Below are 12,370 nucleotides of genomic sequence, written 5' to 3'. Positions count from 1 at the left end.
GTATAAAACCATTTGCAGTTGGCAGAAAAAATTGGATGTTCTGTGCAACAACTAAGGGTGCTAAAGCTAGTGCAAATATTTATAGTATTATTGAAACTTGCAAAGTAAATAAGATTAATCCTTATGATTATTTAAAATATTTGCTGAATCATATTCATGATTATTCTGATCCAAAAGAGTTAGTAAATTTACTTCCATATAATATTGATAAAAAAATATCATCAAATTAAATTTTTTTTAGAATTATCAAAAAACTTAAGAAACCCAAAGAAAGGCGGATAATACTTGTCAAGATGGGGATATTTTAGCGTTTACCTAGATAAAAAGTTATTTATCTAAAAATTTATTAATTAGTTTGCTAACATCTTCAATATTATTATTAGCATTAACTTCAATATATTTTGGATTTGTTTTGTAAAAATCCATTAATGGTTTTGTTTGATTATTATATTCTTCTAATCTTTTCTTTATTGCATCTTCTTTATCATCTTCTCTAGTATAAAATTTCTTACTACCACATTTGTCACAAACTCCTTTAACACTTGTTGGATTTGTAATTAAATTATATGATTGATTACAATTAGAGCAAAAAACCCTAGCTGATAATCTTTTAAAAATTTCTTTTTCTTCAAGTTTTAAAGATATTATATACGGCATGTCTATTTTATTCTTAACACATACACCATTAAGATTTTCAGCCTGCTTTATAGTTCTTGGAAATCCATCTAAAATATAAGCCTTATTTGAGCTTTTATTAGATAAAAGTTCTTTTTCAACTAAGTCACACACTATATCATCTGAAACTAAGCCACCCTGATTGATTATTTCTTGAACCCTAAGACCTATTTCTGATTTATTATCAATAGCCTTTCTTAAAATCTCACCTGTTGAAAGTTGAGATAAATTATATTTCTTGGATAATAATTTTGCCTGAGTCCCCTTACCTACACCAGGTGGCCCCAATAAAATTATTATCATTACCTTCTCCTCATCATATTAGCTTTTTTCATTAAGTGCGCATACTTATTACTTAATAGATGTGATTGAATTTGCGAACTTAAATCTAATACAACACTGATAACAATCAAAATACTTGTACCTCCTAAATAAAAAGGCATACTAAACTGATGCGTTAAAACTTCAGGTACTGCACATACTACTGCAATATATGAAGCTCCAATCACTGTAATTCTTGTTAATATATACTGAAGATATTCTTTAGTTTGATTCCCAGGTCTTCTACCAATAATCACTGCGCCGTTCTTTCTTAAATTTTCAGCAGTTTCTTCTGGATTAAATACAATCGTGCTATAAAAAAAGCAGAAAAACATTATAAATAGTATATATAAAATTAAGTATAACGGTTTACCTTGAGATAAATAACTTTCGACAAATTTACGCCACCCTGTTACTTCTCCACCAATACTAAAACCTGCAATTGTTGCAGGAAATAATAACAAAGCATTAGCAAAAATTGGAGGTATAACACCAGAAACGTTTATCTTAATAGGAAGATGCGTAGAATCTCCTGCATATATTTTCTTTCCAACTTGCTTTCTAGGATATTGAACTAGCAACTTTCTTTGTGACTTTTCCATAAATACAACAAAAACAATTATTGCAACAATTGCAATAAAGCATAATATTATAAATTGAGTAGAAACAACATTACTTTTACCCATTTCTAATAATGAAAATACTGCTGGTAACAAACCAGATACTATTCCAGAAAAAATAATCACAGAACTTCCATTGCCTATCCCCTTCATATTAATTTGATCAGCAAACCAAATAACTACAATAGTACCTCCCATTAAAGTAAACATTGTAACAATTCTAAAATAAATACCAGGATCACTTATTAATGAAATACCTTTATAATTTAAAGATTCTATACCTACAGCTATTCCATAACCTTGAAATAATGCTAAAACAACCGACAAATATTTTGAATATTGGTTTATTTTCTGTCTACCAACTTCACCAGATTTTTTTAACTCACTAAATTCTTTTGATAAAACTGTCATCAATTGCATAATTATTGAAGCAGTAATATAAGGCATAATATTTAATGTAAAAATAGACATTCTTCCTAATGCACCACCTGTTAAAACATTAAACATACCTAATATACCTTTAGCTTGCTCCTTAACAATATTATCCAATATAGATAAGTTGACTCCTGGTAAAGGTATATAAGTTCCTAATCTATAGATTATTAAAATAAATATAACAAAAAAAATCTTTTTACCTAAGTCTCCTTTGCCAGATAATGGATTGCCAAAATTTTGGCTTTGATTTTTTTTCATTTTCAAATATGAATAATTAAATTACTTTAACAGCTGAACCATTTTTAGAAGCGTCTTCAATCATTTTTTTAGAAGCTGAGTTAACTTCTATATTAAATTTATGTTCAAAAACACCCTTACCAAGTAATTTTAATTTTTCTTTTTTAGAATTAAATATCCCCAATTTCTCGATATCTTCTAGCTTTATATCTTTTTTTAACTTCTTATTTTTAATCAAGTAGTTAATTTGATATAAGTTAATTATTTTAAAACTCTCTTTATTAATAGATGTAAAACCTCTCTTTGGTAATCTTCTATAAAGAGGCATTTGACCTCCTTCAAAACCAGCTAAAGCTACTCCACTTCTTGCTGTTTGACCTTTTCCACCTCTGCCACATGTTTTACCTTTACCAGATGCGATACCCCTTCCTAAGCATTTTTTAGATTTTCTAGAACCTTTATTACCTTTTAACTTATTTAACATAGCTTATACCATTATTAAGTTGTTTTTCTTTGGCTTGCAATCTCTGCCAATTTTTTACCTCTTTTATCTGCGATCATTTTTGGGATGTTAATATTTCTTAATCCCATAATAGCAGCTTTAACAACATTATGAGGATTATTGGAGCCAACTGATTTTGCTACAATATCCTTAATTCCTAAAACTTCAAAAAGAGGCCTTGTTGGACCACCTGCAATAACTCCTGTACCAGCAGGTGCTGCTCTCATCACTACCTTACCTGAACAAAATTTACCAACAATATCATGATGTAATGTTCTACCTTCCCTTAAAGGTATTTTAAACATATTTTTTCTAGCTTCATCTGAAGCCTTTCTTTTAGCATCTATAACCTCATCAGCTTTACCAAGACCATAACCAACTTTGCCTTTTTTATCACCAACCACAACTATAACAGAAAAACTAAATTTTCTTCCCCCTTTTGTAACTTTAGTACATCTATTTACTTTAACAAGTTTTTCTACAATTTCTATATTATTATTAACCATATTTATAAGCCATTAAAAATTTAAACCGTTTTTTCTTGCGCTTTCAGCAAACGCCTTTGCTTTTCCATGATATTGAAGACCACCTCTATCAAAGTATACATCCTTTATATTTTTATCTACGAGTAATTTAGCTATTTTTTGCCCTAATAATTCAGCTGCCTTGATATTATTTTTATTTTTTAAATCTTTAAAATCCTTACAATGTGTAGCTAAAGAAGTAATTGTAACTTTTTTGTCTTCATCAACAATTTGACCATAAATGTATTTATTTGATTTATAAAAACATAACCTAAGCCTATTAGATTTTGTTTTTTTAACCTTGAACCTTGTTCTATCTTTTCTTCTATTGTATTTTAACCTTTTGCTTAACATTTTTATTTTACCATTTTATTTTTTCTTACCTTCTTTTCTTAGAATAACTTCATCTTCATATTTTATACCCTTACCTTTATATGGCTCAGGCTTTCTTAAACTTCTTATATCTGCACAAACTTGACCAACAAGTTGTTTATCACAACCACTAACTTCAATTATGTTTTTTATGCACTTTATACTAACTCCCTGAGGAATTGGATATATTATATCATGGCTATATCCTAATGTTAATATTAATAAATCTGAATCAATATTAACTTTATAACCAACTCCGTTAATTTCTAATTTCTTAACAAAACCTTCATTAACACCTATAACCATATTATTAATTAGTGATCTAGAAAGTCCCCATAATGATTTAGATTTTTTAGAAATCTCTTTAGGAAAAATACTTATATGTTTTTCATTTAACTCAACATTAATTGAATCAAATATATGCATTCCAAGTTCCCCTAGAGGACCTTTAATATTTAAATAATTTTTATCAAATACCACAGTAACTTTATCAGGTATATTAATTTGTTGCTTTCCTATTTTTGACATAATTTTTATTTAAAATATATTGCATAAAACTTCACCACCAGCTTTAATATCTTTAGCGTCACTATCAGTAATTATACCTTTTGACGTTGATAATATTACCATTCCTAATCCACCATAAAGTTTATTTATTTCTTTATATGATTTAAAAATTCTCTTACCCGGTTTAGAAACTACATTAAATTCTTTAATAACTGGAGTATCATTTTTACCTTCATATTTCAAATATACCTTGATCATAGACACTCCTTTCCTTTGCTCAATTTTTTCTATGCTATCAATATAACCAGCTTTATTTAATAAATTTAATACCATATGTATTAACTTTGAAAAATATACAATTGCATATGATTTTTTAACTAATTGAGCATTTTTAATTCTTGCTATTGTATCTGAAAGTAAATGATTTTGCGACATATATCTCCTCTATTATGACCAACTGGATTTTTTAACACCTGGAAGCTTACATTCAGATGCTAATTTTCTAAACCAAATTCTTGATAATTTAAACTTATTATAAACGCCTCTACCTCTACCACTCAATAAGCATCTATTTCTTATCCTTGTTTTAGAACTATTTCTTGGCAAATTAGAAAGAGAAATTTGAGCTTCAAATCTCTCCTCTAATGTTTTTGTCTTATCATTTCGAATTGATTTAAGCTCTTCTCTTTTCTTTTCATTTTTTTTAAATAAATTCTGTCTTTTTAAATTTCTCTGTACAATACTTACTTTAGCCATATGGTTATATATTTATTTTTAGTTATAAAACGGTAAATTAAAAGTTTTCAATAAAAATTTAGCTTCTTCATTACTATTCGTCGAAGTTACTATTACTATATTCATTCCTCTAATTTTATCAATTTTATTATAATCTATTTCAGGAAAAACTATTTGCTCTTTAATACCTAGACAAAAATTCCCATTTCCATCAAATTGTTTAAAACTTAGTCCTTTAAAATCTCGAACACGTGGTAATGCAATGTTAATTAACCTATCTAGAAATTCATACATCATTGTTTTTCTAAGAGTAACTTTACACCCTATTTTCATACCTTGCCTTAATTTAAATCCTGCAATAGATTTTTTTGCTTTAGTAACCACTGGCTTTTGACCAGAAATCACCATTAATTCTTCATAAATTTTATCTATAATTTTTGAATCATTAACAGCATCCTTAACTGAAATATTAATTGAAATCTTTTTTAGCTTTGGCACTTGCATATCATTTTTAAAATCAAAATGCTTTTTTAGCTGAGGGGTAGAAACTGTATTGTAATGTTTTTCTAATCTTGAACTAACCATAATTAAACTTTTTTATTATCTATCAACTCACCAGATTTTTTATAATATCTAGTATTATTACCATTTTTTATTTTTTTAAAACCTATCTTTGTCACTGAATTTGTTTTTGGATCAATATGCATAATATTAGATATATGAATAGGCATCTCTTTTTGTACAATACCACCTTCTGGATTTAATTTATTAGGCTTGGTATGCCTTTTTACTAAATTTACTCCACCCAATATCACTTTATTATCCTTTGGAAAATAACTTATTATCTCAGCAACTTTACCTTTATCTTTGCCACAGATAACTTTCACCTTATCATTTTTTTTAAACTTGTTTGCCATATTATGTTACCTCTGAAGCTAATGAAATGATTTTCAAATAATTTCTCTCTCTTAATTCTCTAGGTATTATACCAAATATCCTAGTACCAACTAATTCTCCTTGCTTATCTAATAGAACAGCAGCATTATCAAAAAATCTTATAACTACTGCATCCTTTCTTCTTCTTTCTTTTCTAGTTCTCACAACAACTGCATGGAATACTTCACCTTCTTTAACTTTATCAGAAACTGCTGCTTTTTTTATAGAAACTACTATCTTATCACCGATATCTGCAGACATTTTTTTACTACCACCAAGAACTTTGATACACTCAACTTCTTTAGCACCAGTATTATCAGCAACGTTTAATCTTGTACCCATCTGTATCATAATAACCTCAATTTACTTAGATAAAATATGCCATTTTTTTAACTTAGATATAGGTTTACTTTCAATAATTTTAACTTTATCACCTATATTTAAAGAATTATTTTCATCATGAGCTAAATATTTTTTACTTCTCTTGATTATTTTTTTATATTTTTTATGCAATATTTTTCTTTCAACTAAAACAGTAACAGTCTTATCTGCTTTATTGCTTAATACGATACCATCTAATATTTTTTTTGACATAATCTTTATTATTTTTTCACTTTATTTTGATCAGCAACTTTATTTTGATCAACATTATTTAATGCAGTAAAAATCCTAGCTATATTTTTTTTAACCTCTCTTATTCTAGAAGTATTACTTAATTCTCCTAAAACTTTTTGAAATCTAAGATTAAAGTATTCCTTTTTATACTTAAGTAATTCACTTTGTAAAGCTTTATTATCTAAATTTTTAACTTCCTGGTATTTCATTTAGATCACCTCTTCAATATTTTTAATTATTTTTGTTTTTATGGGCAACTTAGCAGCTGCTCTAGAAAAAGCACCTATAGCTTGCTCTTCCGTAACAGAATCTAATTCAAATAAAATTCTGCCAGGCTTTACCCTACACGCCCAAAACTCAGGCGAACCTTTTCCTCTTCCCATCCTAACATCAGCAGGTTTTTTACTAACAGGAACATCTGGAAATATTCTGATCCATAATTTTCCAGCTCTTCTTAAATGCCTATTAATAGCCTTTCTAGCAGATTCAATTTGCTTTTCTTGAATCCTCTCAGGCTGCAAAGCTTTTAATGCAAATTTACCAAAAGCAATTTTAAAACCACCTTTTGCTTTACCATGTATTCTACCTTTAAAAGCTTTTCTAAACTTTGTTTTCTTTGGACGTAGTATCATTTTTTTCTATAATATTTTTTTTAAAATTATCCAACTTATCACCTTTATAGACCCATACCTTTACTCCTATAAGTCCATATATAGTATGAGCTTCAGCCATATCATACTTTACTATAGCTCTAAGCGTATGAAGGGGAACTCTTCCTTCTTTATACCACTCAGTTCTAGCTATCTCTGCACCACCTAAACGGCCAGAAACACTAATCTTTATACCTTTTGCACCCATCTTCATAGCGTTAGAAATAGCTCTTTTAACAGCCTTTCTAAAAGAAACTCTTTTCTCAAGTTGCTCTGCAACAGTCTTAGCTACAAGTAAAGGGTCTGTTTCAGCTTTTCTAACTTCAGTTATATTTATAACAACTTCATTTAAAGTAATTTTTGATATAAATTCTTTTATTTTTGCTATATCAGCTCCTTTTTTCCCTATTACTACACCAGGCCTTGAAGAATAAATATTTATAATAATTTTATTTGCGGGGCGCTCTACACAAACTCTACTTACACCAGCATAATTTAGTTTATCAAAAATTAACTTTCTAATCTTTATATCTTCATGCAACTTTTTTGCATAATTTTTAGTGCAATACCATGATGAATCCCAAGTAGAAACAATTCCTAATCTAAAACTATTTGGATTTACTTTTTGTCCCATATTAACCTCTCTCCTCAACAATTATAGTGACCCTACTAAAAGGCTTATTAATCCTATTAATTCTACCTCTAGCTCTCACCATCGAACGCTTTAAAGTTAATGATTTACCAATTTTAACTTCTTTAACATATAATTTATCAATATCCATACCAAAATTATTTTGTGAATTTGCAATAGCTGATTTAAGTATATTTTGCAAATTTTTAGAAGCTTTTCTTTTACAAAATTCAAGCTGCAACATTGCATCATTAACATTTTCTTTTCTAATTAAATCAGCAATAATATTTAATTTCTGAACACTTGACTTAACTAATCTGTCTGTAGCTTTTACCTGCATAAACCTATATAAATTTAATTATTTTACTTTCTATTATTTCCATGGCCACTAAATTTTCTAGTTGGAGCAAATTCACCAAGTTTTTTTCCAACCATTTTTTCATTAACTAACACAGAAATAAAACTTTTTCCATTATGAACTGAAAATGTTAAACCAACAAAATTTGGAAGAATAGTTGACTTTCTTGACCATGTTTTAATGGTCGCAAATTTACCACCTGAAATGACATCGTTAACTTTTTTTAATAACTTTGGCTCAACAAATGGACCTTTCCAAACTGACCTATTACTCATAATTTAATTCTTATTTTTTGTTATTTATTTTTATGTCTACTCTTTACTATATATTTATCTGTTCGTTTATTATTTCTAGTTTTATATCCTTTTGTAGGCTTACCCCAAGCTGTAACAGGATGTCTACCTCCAGAAGTTTTACCTTCACCACCTCCATGAGGATGATCCACTGGATTCTTAGCTACACCTCTAACTTTAGGTCTAAAACCAAGCCATCTTTTTCTACCAGCTTTGCCTAATTTAATATTTTTATTATCAGCATTAGACACAACACCTATTGTTGCCTTACACTCGCTTTCAACAACCCTCACTTCTCCTGAACGAAGCTTTAAAGATATTTTACCAGAATCTTTACTAACTATCGTTGCAAACGATCCTGCAGACCTAGCTAATTGAGCTCCTTTCTTTGGCTTCAACTCCACATTATGAACTAAAATTCCTATTGGAATATTCTTCAAGGGAAGGCAATTACCTACTTCTATATCAGCACTGCTAGATGAAACAACCTTACTTCCAATTTTTAAATTTTCAGGAGCTATTATATAAGAAAATTCACCATCTTCATATTTTAATAATGCTATGTGAGCAGATCTATTAGGATCATATTCCAATCTCTCGACCACAGCATGTAGCTCTTTATCTCTTTTAAAATCAATGATTCTATACTTTTTCTTTACACCTTTAGATTTACCAAATACCGTAGTTCTCCCTAAATTATTTCTACCACCTTTACTATGCTTTCCTTTAACCAATTTTTTTATAGGCTCACCTTTCCAAAGCTTAGATTTATCAACTAATATTAGTTGCCTTTGAGATGGAGTGACAGGATTGTAATTAATTAAAGCCATATTTTAAATACCCTTTGCAAATTCAATTTTCTTCTTATCCTTAGTAGTTATAATAGCTTTTTTATAACTTGATCTTTTACCTTTTCTACCTTTAAAAATCTTAGCTTTACCATCCATATTGATTACATTAACCTTTGCAACTTTAACATTAAAAATCTGCTCTACAGCTTTCTTAACCTGTAACTTGTTACTTTTAGAATTTACTATAAACACATATTTACCTAAATTCTCGAAACTATTACTTTTTTCAGTCAACAACGGTCTTTTTATAATGTCATACCAATCTACTTTATTCACTTGAACCTCGCTAAAATAGTATTAAAAGCTTCTTCAGAAAAACAAATCTTATCATGCTTAACAACATCTAAAACATTTATTCCTATAGAATTTAACAAATTAAATTTATGATTATTTCTAATAGACTTTATAAAATTATCATCAAAACTATTATCTATAAACAATACTTTTTTTGATGACATTTCATTTCCATACACCTTAGAAAAATCTTTAAATTTACCAGTGTTCATTTTTAAATGCTCACGTATGATAATAGATTTATCTTTATATTTCAATGCTAAAGCATTTAAAAGCGCTATTTTTTTAACTTTTTTATTAACTTTAGTTTTATATACTTTATTTTTACTTGGTCCAAATATTATACCACCACCTACAAATTGAGCACCTCTAATACTTCCATGCCTAGCTCTACCAGTACCTTTTTGTTTGTAAATTTTCCTTGTTGAACCTTTGACTTCATATATCTCTTTAGTATGACTTGTAGCAGCTCTCCTATAAGACTGCTGCCATAAAATTAATTGATGTATTAAATCATACCTGATATTTTCAATATCAAATATATTTACATCTACCTTTTTCAACGCCTTATTCTCTAAATCTATTATTTCTAAATACATATTTTACCTCAAATTTAACGTGGCACTGCTTTTTTAATTGCATCCTTAACATAGAGATAACCATTATTGCAACCTGGTACCGCTCCCTTAACTATCAAGAGATTCAACTCACTATCAATATCAATAACTTTGATATTTTGTGTAGTAACCTTTTTATTACCCATCTGTCCAGCCATTTTTTTTCCCTTAAAAACTCTTCCCGGATCTTGACATTGTCCTGTAGAACCAGCAGATCTATGACTAATTGAAACTCCATGAGTAGCTTCCAATCCTTTAAAATTATGCCTCTTCATTGTACCTGCATATCCTTTTCCTATAGATATACCTGTAATATCAACATATTGATCTTTTTTAAAATGATTTACATTAATTTTATCGCCAACTTTTAATAAATTATTTTCATGAACAATAAATTCTTTTAATCTCTTTTTTGGACTAACCTTTGCTTTTTCAAAAGATCCCTTAATACTTTTGGAAAGCCTCTGAGGTTTTTGATCAAATGCAGCCAATTGAACACCATTATAGCCATTTTTTTCTTTTGTTTTAACAGATAATACTATATTTTCATCTATCAATATCATAGTAACTGGAATCACCTTTCCATTTTCTTTAAAGATCTGAGTCATACCTACTTTTTTAGCTATCAAACCCGTTCTATTTACCTTCATTTTCAGCTCCTTTCATTTTAATTTTAATATCAACACCCGCAGCTATATCTAATTTCATTAAAGCATCTACAGTTTGAGGAGAAGCTTCTATGATCAAAAATCTTGTATGATCTCTAATTTCAAATTGCTCTCTAGATTTTTTATCAACATGAGGAGATCTATTTACTGTAAATTTGCTAATTTTTCTTGGCATAGGTATAGGTCCTCTATACCTTGCACCAATTCTAGATATAGTATCAACTATTTCTTTAACAGCTTTATCTAATACCCTTGGTTCAAAAGCTTTTAATTTTAACTCTATTGATTGCTGAAAACTCATATCTTTACCCTACTCAATAATTTCAGCAACTACACCAGCACCGACAGTTTTGCCACCTTCTCTAATCGCAAACTTCAACCCCTTATCCATTGCTATTGGCGCTATTAATTTCACCACTATCTCCGTGTTATCTCCTGGCATCACCATCTCCACTCCTTCTTTTAATTCGATTGTTCCTGTAACATCTGTCGTTCTAAAGTAAAATTGTGGTCTGTAATTCTTAAAAAATGGTGTGTGCCTTCCTCCTTCTTCCTTCTTTAACACATATACTTCTGCCTTAAACTTTGTATGTGGCGTTATACTTCCTGGTTTTGCTAATACTTGTCCTCTCTCCACTTCTTCTTTCGCTATTCCTCTTAATAACAATCCTGCATTATCTCCTGCCATCCCTTCATCTAATTCCTTTTTAAACATCTCCACTCCTGTGCATGTCGTCTTCTTACTTTCTTTCTTTATCCCCACTATCTCTATCTCTTCTCCTACCTTTACCTTACCTTGCTCTATCCTCCCTGTTACTACAGTACCTCTTCCTGATATCGAAAATACATCCTCTATTGGCATTAAAAACGCTTTTTCTATCTCTCTCTTTGGCATTGGTATTTCTTCATCTACTACTTTCATTAATTCTCTTATCGCCTTCTCTCCTAATTCACTACCCTCTTCCGTCAATGCCTTCAACGCTGATCCTTTTATTACCTTCGCTGCATCTCCATCAAATCCATATTTACTCAACAATTCTCTTACTTCTATTTCTACTAACTCTAATAACTCTTCATCTTCTACCATATCCACTTTGTTTAAAAACACTACTAGCGTCTTGATCCCTACTTGTTTCGCCAACAATATGTGCTCCCTTGTCTGTGGCATAGGACCATCTACCGCACTCACCACCAATATCGCTCCATCCATCTGCGCCGCTCCTGTTATCATGTTCTTTACATAATCCGCATGTCCTGGACAATCTACGTGTGCGTAATGCCTGCTCTCTGTCTCATACTCCACATGTGCCGAGTTAATTGTTATTCCCCTCTCTTTCTCTTCCGGTGCTTTATCTATTTCATCATATTTTACCGCTGACTTCCCAAAATACTTAGTTATCGCTGCTGTCAACGTTGTCTTCCCATGGTCCACATGCCCTATCGTCCCTGTGTTTACATGCGGCTTGTTTCTTTCAAATTTTCCTTCTGCCATTTTTCCTTTCTCCTTTTTTATTTTTCTTGGTTGATAA

At 29.7% G+C, this 12,370-nt stretch carries 24 protein-coding genes; 1 reads left to right on the top strand and 23 read right to left on the bottom strand.

What is annotated here, in order from left to right; genetic code table 11:
• Window positions 1-230, top strand: a 230-nt coding sequence (locus EIC27_RS08125) for a transposase domain-containing protein (protein ID WP_205702304.1), incomplete at its 5' end; no start/stop codon positions are given.
• 97 nt (window positions 231-327) lie between these two features.
• Here EIC27_RS08125 and EIC27_RS02880 read toward each other — a convergent pair.
• The 23 genes from EIC27_RS02880 to tuf are packed head-to-tail and all read right to left on the bottom strand — an operon-like array spanning window position 328 to window position 12,333.
• Window positions 328-978, bottom strand: coding sequence for an adenylate kinase (locus tag EIC27_RS02880; protein ID WP_126044645.1), 651 nt, complete (start codon window positions 976-978; stop codon window positions 328-330).
• Complete coding sequence (gene secY / locus EIC27_RS02875; RefSeq protein WP_126044644.1) at window positions 978-2,309, bottom strand: preprotein translocase subunit SecY; 1,332 nt, start codon at window positions 2,307-2,309, stop codon at window positions 978-980. The genes EIC27_RS02880 and secY overlap by 1 nt, the downstream gene beginning before the upstream one ends.
• 16 nt (window positions 2,310-2,325) lie before the next feature.
• Entirely contained in the window at window positions 2,326-2,772 is a 447-nt protein-coding gene (gene rplO / locus EIC27_RS02870) for a 50S ribosomal protein L15 (RefSeq protein WP_126044643.1), read from the bottom strand.
• Window positions 2,773-2,786: 14 nt separating this feature from the next.
• Entirely contained in the window at window positions 2,787-3,296 is a 510-nt protein-coding gene (rpsE, locus tag EIC27_RS02865; protein WP_126044642.1) for a 30S ribosomal protein S5, read from the bottom strand.
• A 12-nt stretch (window positions 3,297-3,308) separates the two neighbouring features.
• Window positions 3,309-3,668 (bottom strand): 50S ribosomal protein L18, encoded by a 360-nt coding sequence (gene rplR, locus EIC27_RS02860; RefSeq protein WP_126044641.1) that lies wholly within the window; start codon window positions 3,666-3,668, stop codon window positions 3,309-3,311.
• A 15-nt stretch (window positions 3,669-3,683) separates the two neighbouring features.
• Window positions 3,684-4,214 carry a 50S ribosomal protein L6 gene (rplF, locus tag EIC27_RS02855; RefSeq protein ID WP_126044640.1) on the bottom strand — a complete coding sequence of 177 codons (531 nt, stop codon included), beginning with the start codon at window positions 4,212-4,214 and terminating at the stop codon, window positions 3,684-3,686.
• Window positions 4,215-4,223: 9 nt separating this feature from the next.
• Window positions 4,224-4,628, bottom strand: coding sequence for a 30S ribosomal protein S8 (rpsH, locus tag EIC27_RS02850; RefSeq protein WP_126044639.1), 405 nt, complete (start codon window positions 4,626-4,628; stop codon window positions 4,224-4,226).
• Between the two features lie 12 nt (window positions 4,629-4,640).
• On the bottom strand, window positions 4,641-4,949 hold the full coding sequence (gene rpsN / locus EIC27_RS02845) for a 30S ribosomal protein S14 (protein ID WP_126044638.1): 309 nt from the start codon (window positions 4,947-4,949) through the stop codon (window positions 4,641-4,643).
• Between the two features lie 18 nt (window positions 4,950-4,967).
• Window positions 4,968-5,513 (bottom strand): 50S ribosomal protein L5, encoded by a 546-nt coding sequence (rplE, locus tag EIC27_RS02840; RefSeq protein WP_126044637.1) that lies wholly within the window; start codon window positions 5,511-5,513, stop codon window positions 4,968-4,970.
• Window positions 5,514-5,515: 2 nt separating this feature from the next.
• On the bottom strand, window positions 5,516-5,845 hold the full coding sequence (gene rplX, locus EIC27_RS02835; RefSeq protein WP_126044636.1) for a 50S ribosomal protein L24: 330 nt from the start codon (window positions 5,843-5,845) through the stop codon (window positions 5,516-5,518).
• Window position 5,846: 1 nt separating this feature from the next.
• Window positions 5,847-6,215: a 50S ribosomal protein L14 gene (gene rplN / locus EIC27_RS02830; RefSeq protein WP_126044635.1), complete on the bottom strand. Its 369-nt coding sequence runs from the start codon at window positions 6,213-6,215 to the stop codon at window positions 5,847-5,849.
• A gap of 12 nt (window positions 6,216-6,227) precedes the next feature.
• Window positions 6,228-6,458, bottom strand: a complete 231-nt coding sequence (gene rpsQ / locus EIC27_RS02825) for a 30S ribosomal protein S17 (RefSeq protein WP_126044634.1) — start codon at window positions 6,456-6,458, stop codon at window positions 6,228-6,230.
• 8 nt (window positions 6,459-6,466) lie between these two features.
• Window positions 6,467-6,688, bottom strand: coding sequence for a 50S ribosomal protein L29 (rpmC, locus tag EIC27_RS02820; RefSeq protein WP_126044633.1), 222 nt, complete (start codon window positions 6,686-6,688; stop codon window positions 6,467-6,469).
• Window positions 6,689-7,108 carry a 50S ribosomal protein L16 gene (gene rplP, locus EIC27_RS02815; protein WP_126044646.1) on the bottom strand — a complete coding sequence of 140 codons (420 nt, stop codon included), beginning with the start codon at window positions 7,106-7,108 and terminating at the stop codon, window positions 6,689-6,691.
• Entirely contained in the window at window positions 7,080-7,763 is a 684-nt protein-coding gene (rpsC, locus tag EIC27_RS02810) for a 30S ribosomal protein S3 (protein ID WP_126044632.1), read from the bottom strand. The genes rplP and rpsC overlap by 29 nt, the downstream gene beginning before the upstream one ends.
• Before the next feature lies 1 nt (window position 7,764).
• On the bottom strand, window positions 7,765-8,100 hold the full coding sequence (gene rplV, locus EIC27_RS02805; RefSeq protein WP_126044631.1) for a 50S ribosomal protein L22: 336 nt from the start codon (window positions 8,098-8,100) through the stop codon (window positions 7,765-7,767).
• Window positions 8,101-8,123: 23 nt separating this feature from the next.
• On the bottom strand, window positions 8,124-8,393 hold the full coding sequence (gene rpsS, locus EIC27_RS02800; protein WP_126044630.1) for a 30S ribosomal protein S19: 270 nt from the start codon (window positions 8,391-8,393) through the stop codon (window positions 8,124-8,126).
• A gap of 20 nt (window positions 8,394-8,413) precedes the next feature.
• Entirely contained in the window at window positions 8,414-9,241 is an 828-nt protein-coding gene (rplB, locus tag EIC27_RS02795; RefSeq protein WP_126044629.1) for a 50S ribosomal protein L2, read from the bottom strand.
• 3 nt (window positions 9,242-9,244) lie between these two features.
• Window positions 9,245-9,538 carry a 50S ribosomal protein L23 gene (gene rplW / locus EIC27_RS02790; protein WP_126044628.1) on the bottom strand — a complete coding sequence of 98 codons (294 nt, stop codon included), beginning with the start codon at window positions 9,536-9,538 and terminating at the stop codon, window positions 9,245-9,247.
• Window positions 9,535-10,155: a 50S ribosomal protein L4 gene (gene rplD, locus EIC27_RS02785; protein ID WP_126044627.1), complete on the bottom strand. Its 621-nt coding sequence runs from the start codon at window positions 10,153-10,155 to the stop codon at window positions 9,535-9,537. Before rplD ends, rplW begins: the two co-directional genes overlap by 4 nt.
• A gap of 14 nt (window positions 10,156-10,169) precedes the next feature.
• The gene (gene rplC, locus EIC27_RS02780; protein ID WP_126044626.1) at window positions 10,170-10,823 is read right to left on the bottom strand and encodes a 50S ribosomal protein L3; all 654 of its coding nucleotides are present in this window, start codon (window positions 10,821-10,823) and stop codon (window positions 10,170-10,172) included.
• The gene (gene rpsJ / locus EIC27_RS02775; protein ID WP_126044625.1) at window positions 10,810-11,142 is read right to left on the bottom strand and encodes a 30S ribosomal protein S10; all 333 of its coding nucleotides are present in this window, start codon (window positions 11,140-11,142) and stop codon (window positions 10,810-10,812) included. The genes rplC and rpsJ overlap by 14 nt, the downstream gene beginning before the upstream one ends.
• 9 nt (window positions 11,143-11,151) lie before the next feature.
• A complete protein-coding gene (tuf, locus tag EIC27_RS02770) occupies window positions 11,152-12,333 on the bottom strand; it encodes an elongation factor Tu (protein ID WP_126044624.1) in 1,182 nt (393 codons plus the stop codon).
• Window positions 12,334-12,370 lie beyond the last annotated feature (37 nt).

The sequence above is a fragment of the Candidatus Aquarickettsia rohweri genome, assembly GCF_003953955.1.
GTDB classification, from domain to species: domain Bacteria; phylum Pseudomonadota; class Alphaproteobacteria; order Rickettsiales; family Midichloriaceae; genus Aquirickettsia; species Aquirickettsia rohweri.
Note: the sequence above shows the minus strand (reverse complement) of the source record. Positions and strands in the feature narration are given on the sequence as shown.

What these genes read in the sequence shown, in the direction of transcription:
- EIC27_RS02880 (WP_126044645.1), bottom strand. Translation starts at nt 978, where the DNA reads ATGATAATAATTTTATTGGGGCCACCTGGTGTAGGTAAGGGGACTCAG.
- secY (WP_126044644.1), bottom strand. Translation starts at nt 2,309, where the DNA reads ATGAAAAAAAATCAAAGCCAAAATTTTGGCAATCCATTATCTGGCAAA.
- rplO (WP_126044643.1), bottom strand. Translation starts at nt 2,772, where the DNA reads ATGTTAAATAAGTTAAAAGGTAATAAAGGTTCTAGAAAATCTAAAAAA.
- rpsE (WP_126044642.1), bottom strand. Translation starts at nt 3,296, where the DNA reads ATGGTTAATAATAATATAGAAATTGTAGAAAAACTTGTTAAAGTAAAT.
- rplR (WP_126044641.1), bottom strand. Translation starts at nt 3,668, where the DNA reads ATGTTAAGCAAAAGGTTAAAATACAATAGAAGAAAAGATAGAACAAGG.
- rplF (WP_126044640.1), bottom strand. Translation starts at nt 4,214, where the DNA reads ATGTCAAAAATAGGAAAGCAACAAATTAATATACCTGATAAAGTTACT.
- rpsH (WP_126044639.1), bottom strand. Translation starts at nt 4,628, where the DNA reads ATGTCGCAAAATCATTTACTTTCAGATACAATAGCAAGAATTAAAAAT.
- rpsN (WP_126044638.1), bottom strand. Translation starts at nt 4,949, where the DNA reads ATGGCTAAAGTAAGTATTGTACAGAGAAATTTAAAAAGACAGAATTTA.
- rplE (WP_126044637.1), bottom strand. Translation starts at nt 5,513, where the DNA reads ATGGTTAGTTCAAGATTAGAAAAACATTACAATACAGTTTCTACCCCT.
- rplX (WP_126044636.1), bottom strand. Translation starts at nt 5,845, where the DNA reads ATGGCAAACAAGTTTAAAAAAAATGATAAGGTGAAAGTTATCTGTGGC.
- rplN (WP_126044635.1), bottom strand. Translation starts at nt 6,215, where the DNA reads ATGATACAGATGGGTACAAGATTAAACGTTGCTGATAATACTGGTGCT.
- rpsQ (WP_126044634.1), bottom strand. Translation starts at nt 6,458, where the DNA reads ATGTCAAAAAAAATATTAGATGGTATCGTATTAAGCAATAAAGCAGAT.
- rpmC (WP_126044633.1), bottom strand. Translation starts at nt 6,688, where the DNA reads ATGAAATACCAGGAAGTTAAAAATTTAGATAATAAAGCTTTACAAAGT.
- rpsC (WP_126044632.1), bottom strand. Translation starts at nt 7,763, where the DNA reads ATGGGACAAAAAGTAAATCCAAATAGTTTTAGATTAGGAATTGTTTCT.
- rplV (WP_126044631.1), bottom strand. Translation starts at nt 8,100, where the DNA reads ATGCAGGTAAAAGCTACAGACAGATTAGTTAAGTCAAGTGTTCAGAAA.
- rpsS (WP_126044630.1), bottom strand. Translation starts at nt 8,393, where the DNA reads ATGAGTAATAGGTCAGTTTGGAAAGGTCCATTTGTTGAGCCAAAGTTA.
- rplB (WP_126044629.1), bottom strand. Translation starts at nt 9,241, where the DNA reads ATGGCTTTAATTAATTACAATCCTGTCACTCCATCTCAAAGGCAACTA.
- rplD (WP_126044627.1), bottom strand. Translation starts at nt 10,155, where the DNA reads ATGTATTTAGAAATAATAGATTTAGAGAATAAGGCGTTGAAAAAGGTA.
- rplC (WP_126044626.1), bottom strand. Translation starts at nt 10,823, where the DNA reads ATGAAGGTAAATAGAACGGGTTTGATAGCTAAAAAAGTAGGTATGACT.
- rpsJ (WP_126044625.1), bottom strand. Translation starts at nt 11,142, where the DNA reads ATGAGTTTTCAGCAATCAATAGAGTTAAAATTAAAAGCTTTTGAACCA.
- tuf (WP_126044624.1), bottom strand. Translation starts at nt 12,333, where the DNA reads ATGGCAGAAGGAAAATTTGAAAGAAACAAGCCGCATGTAAACACAGGG.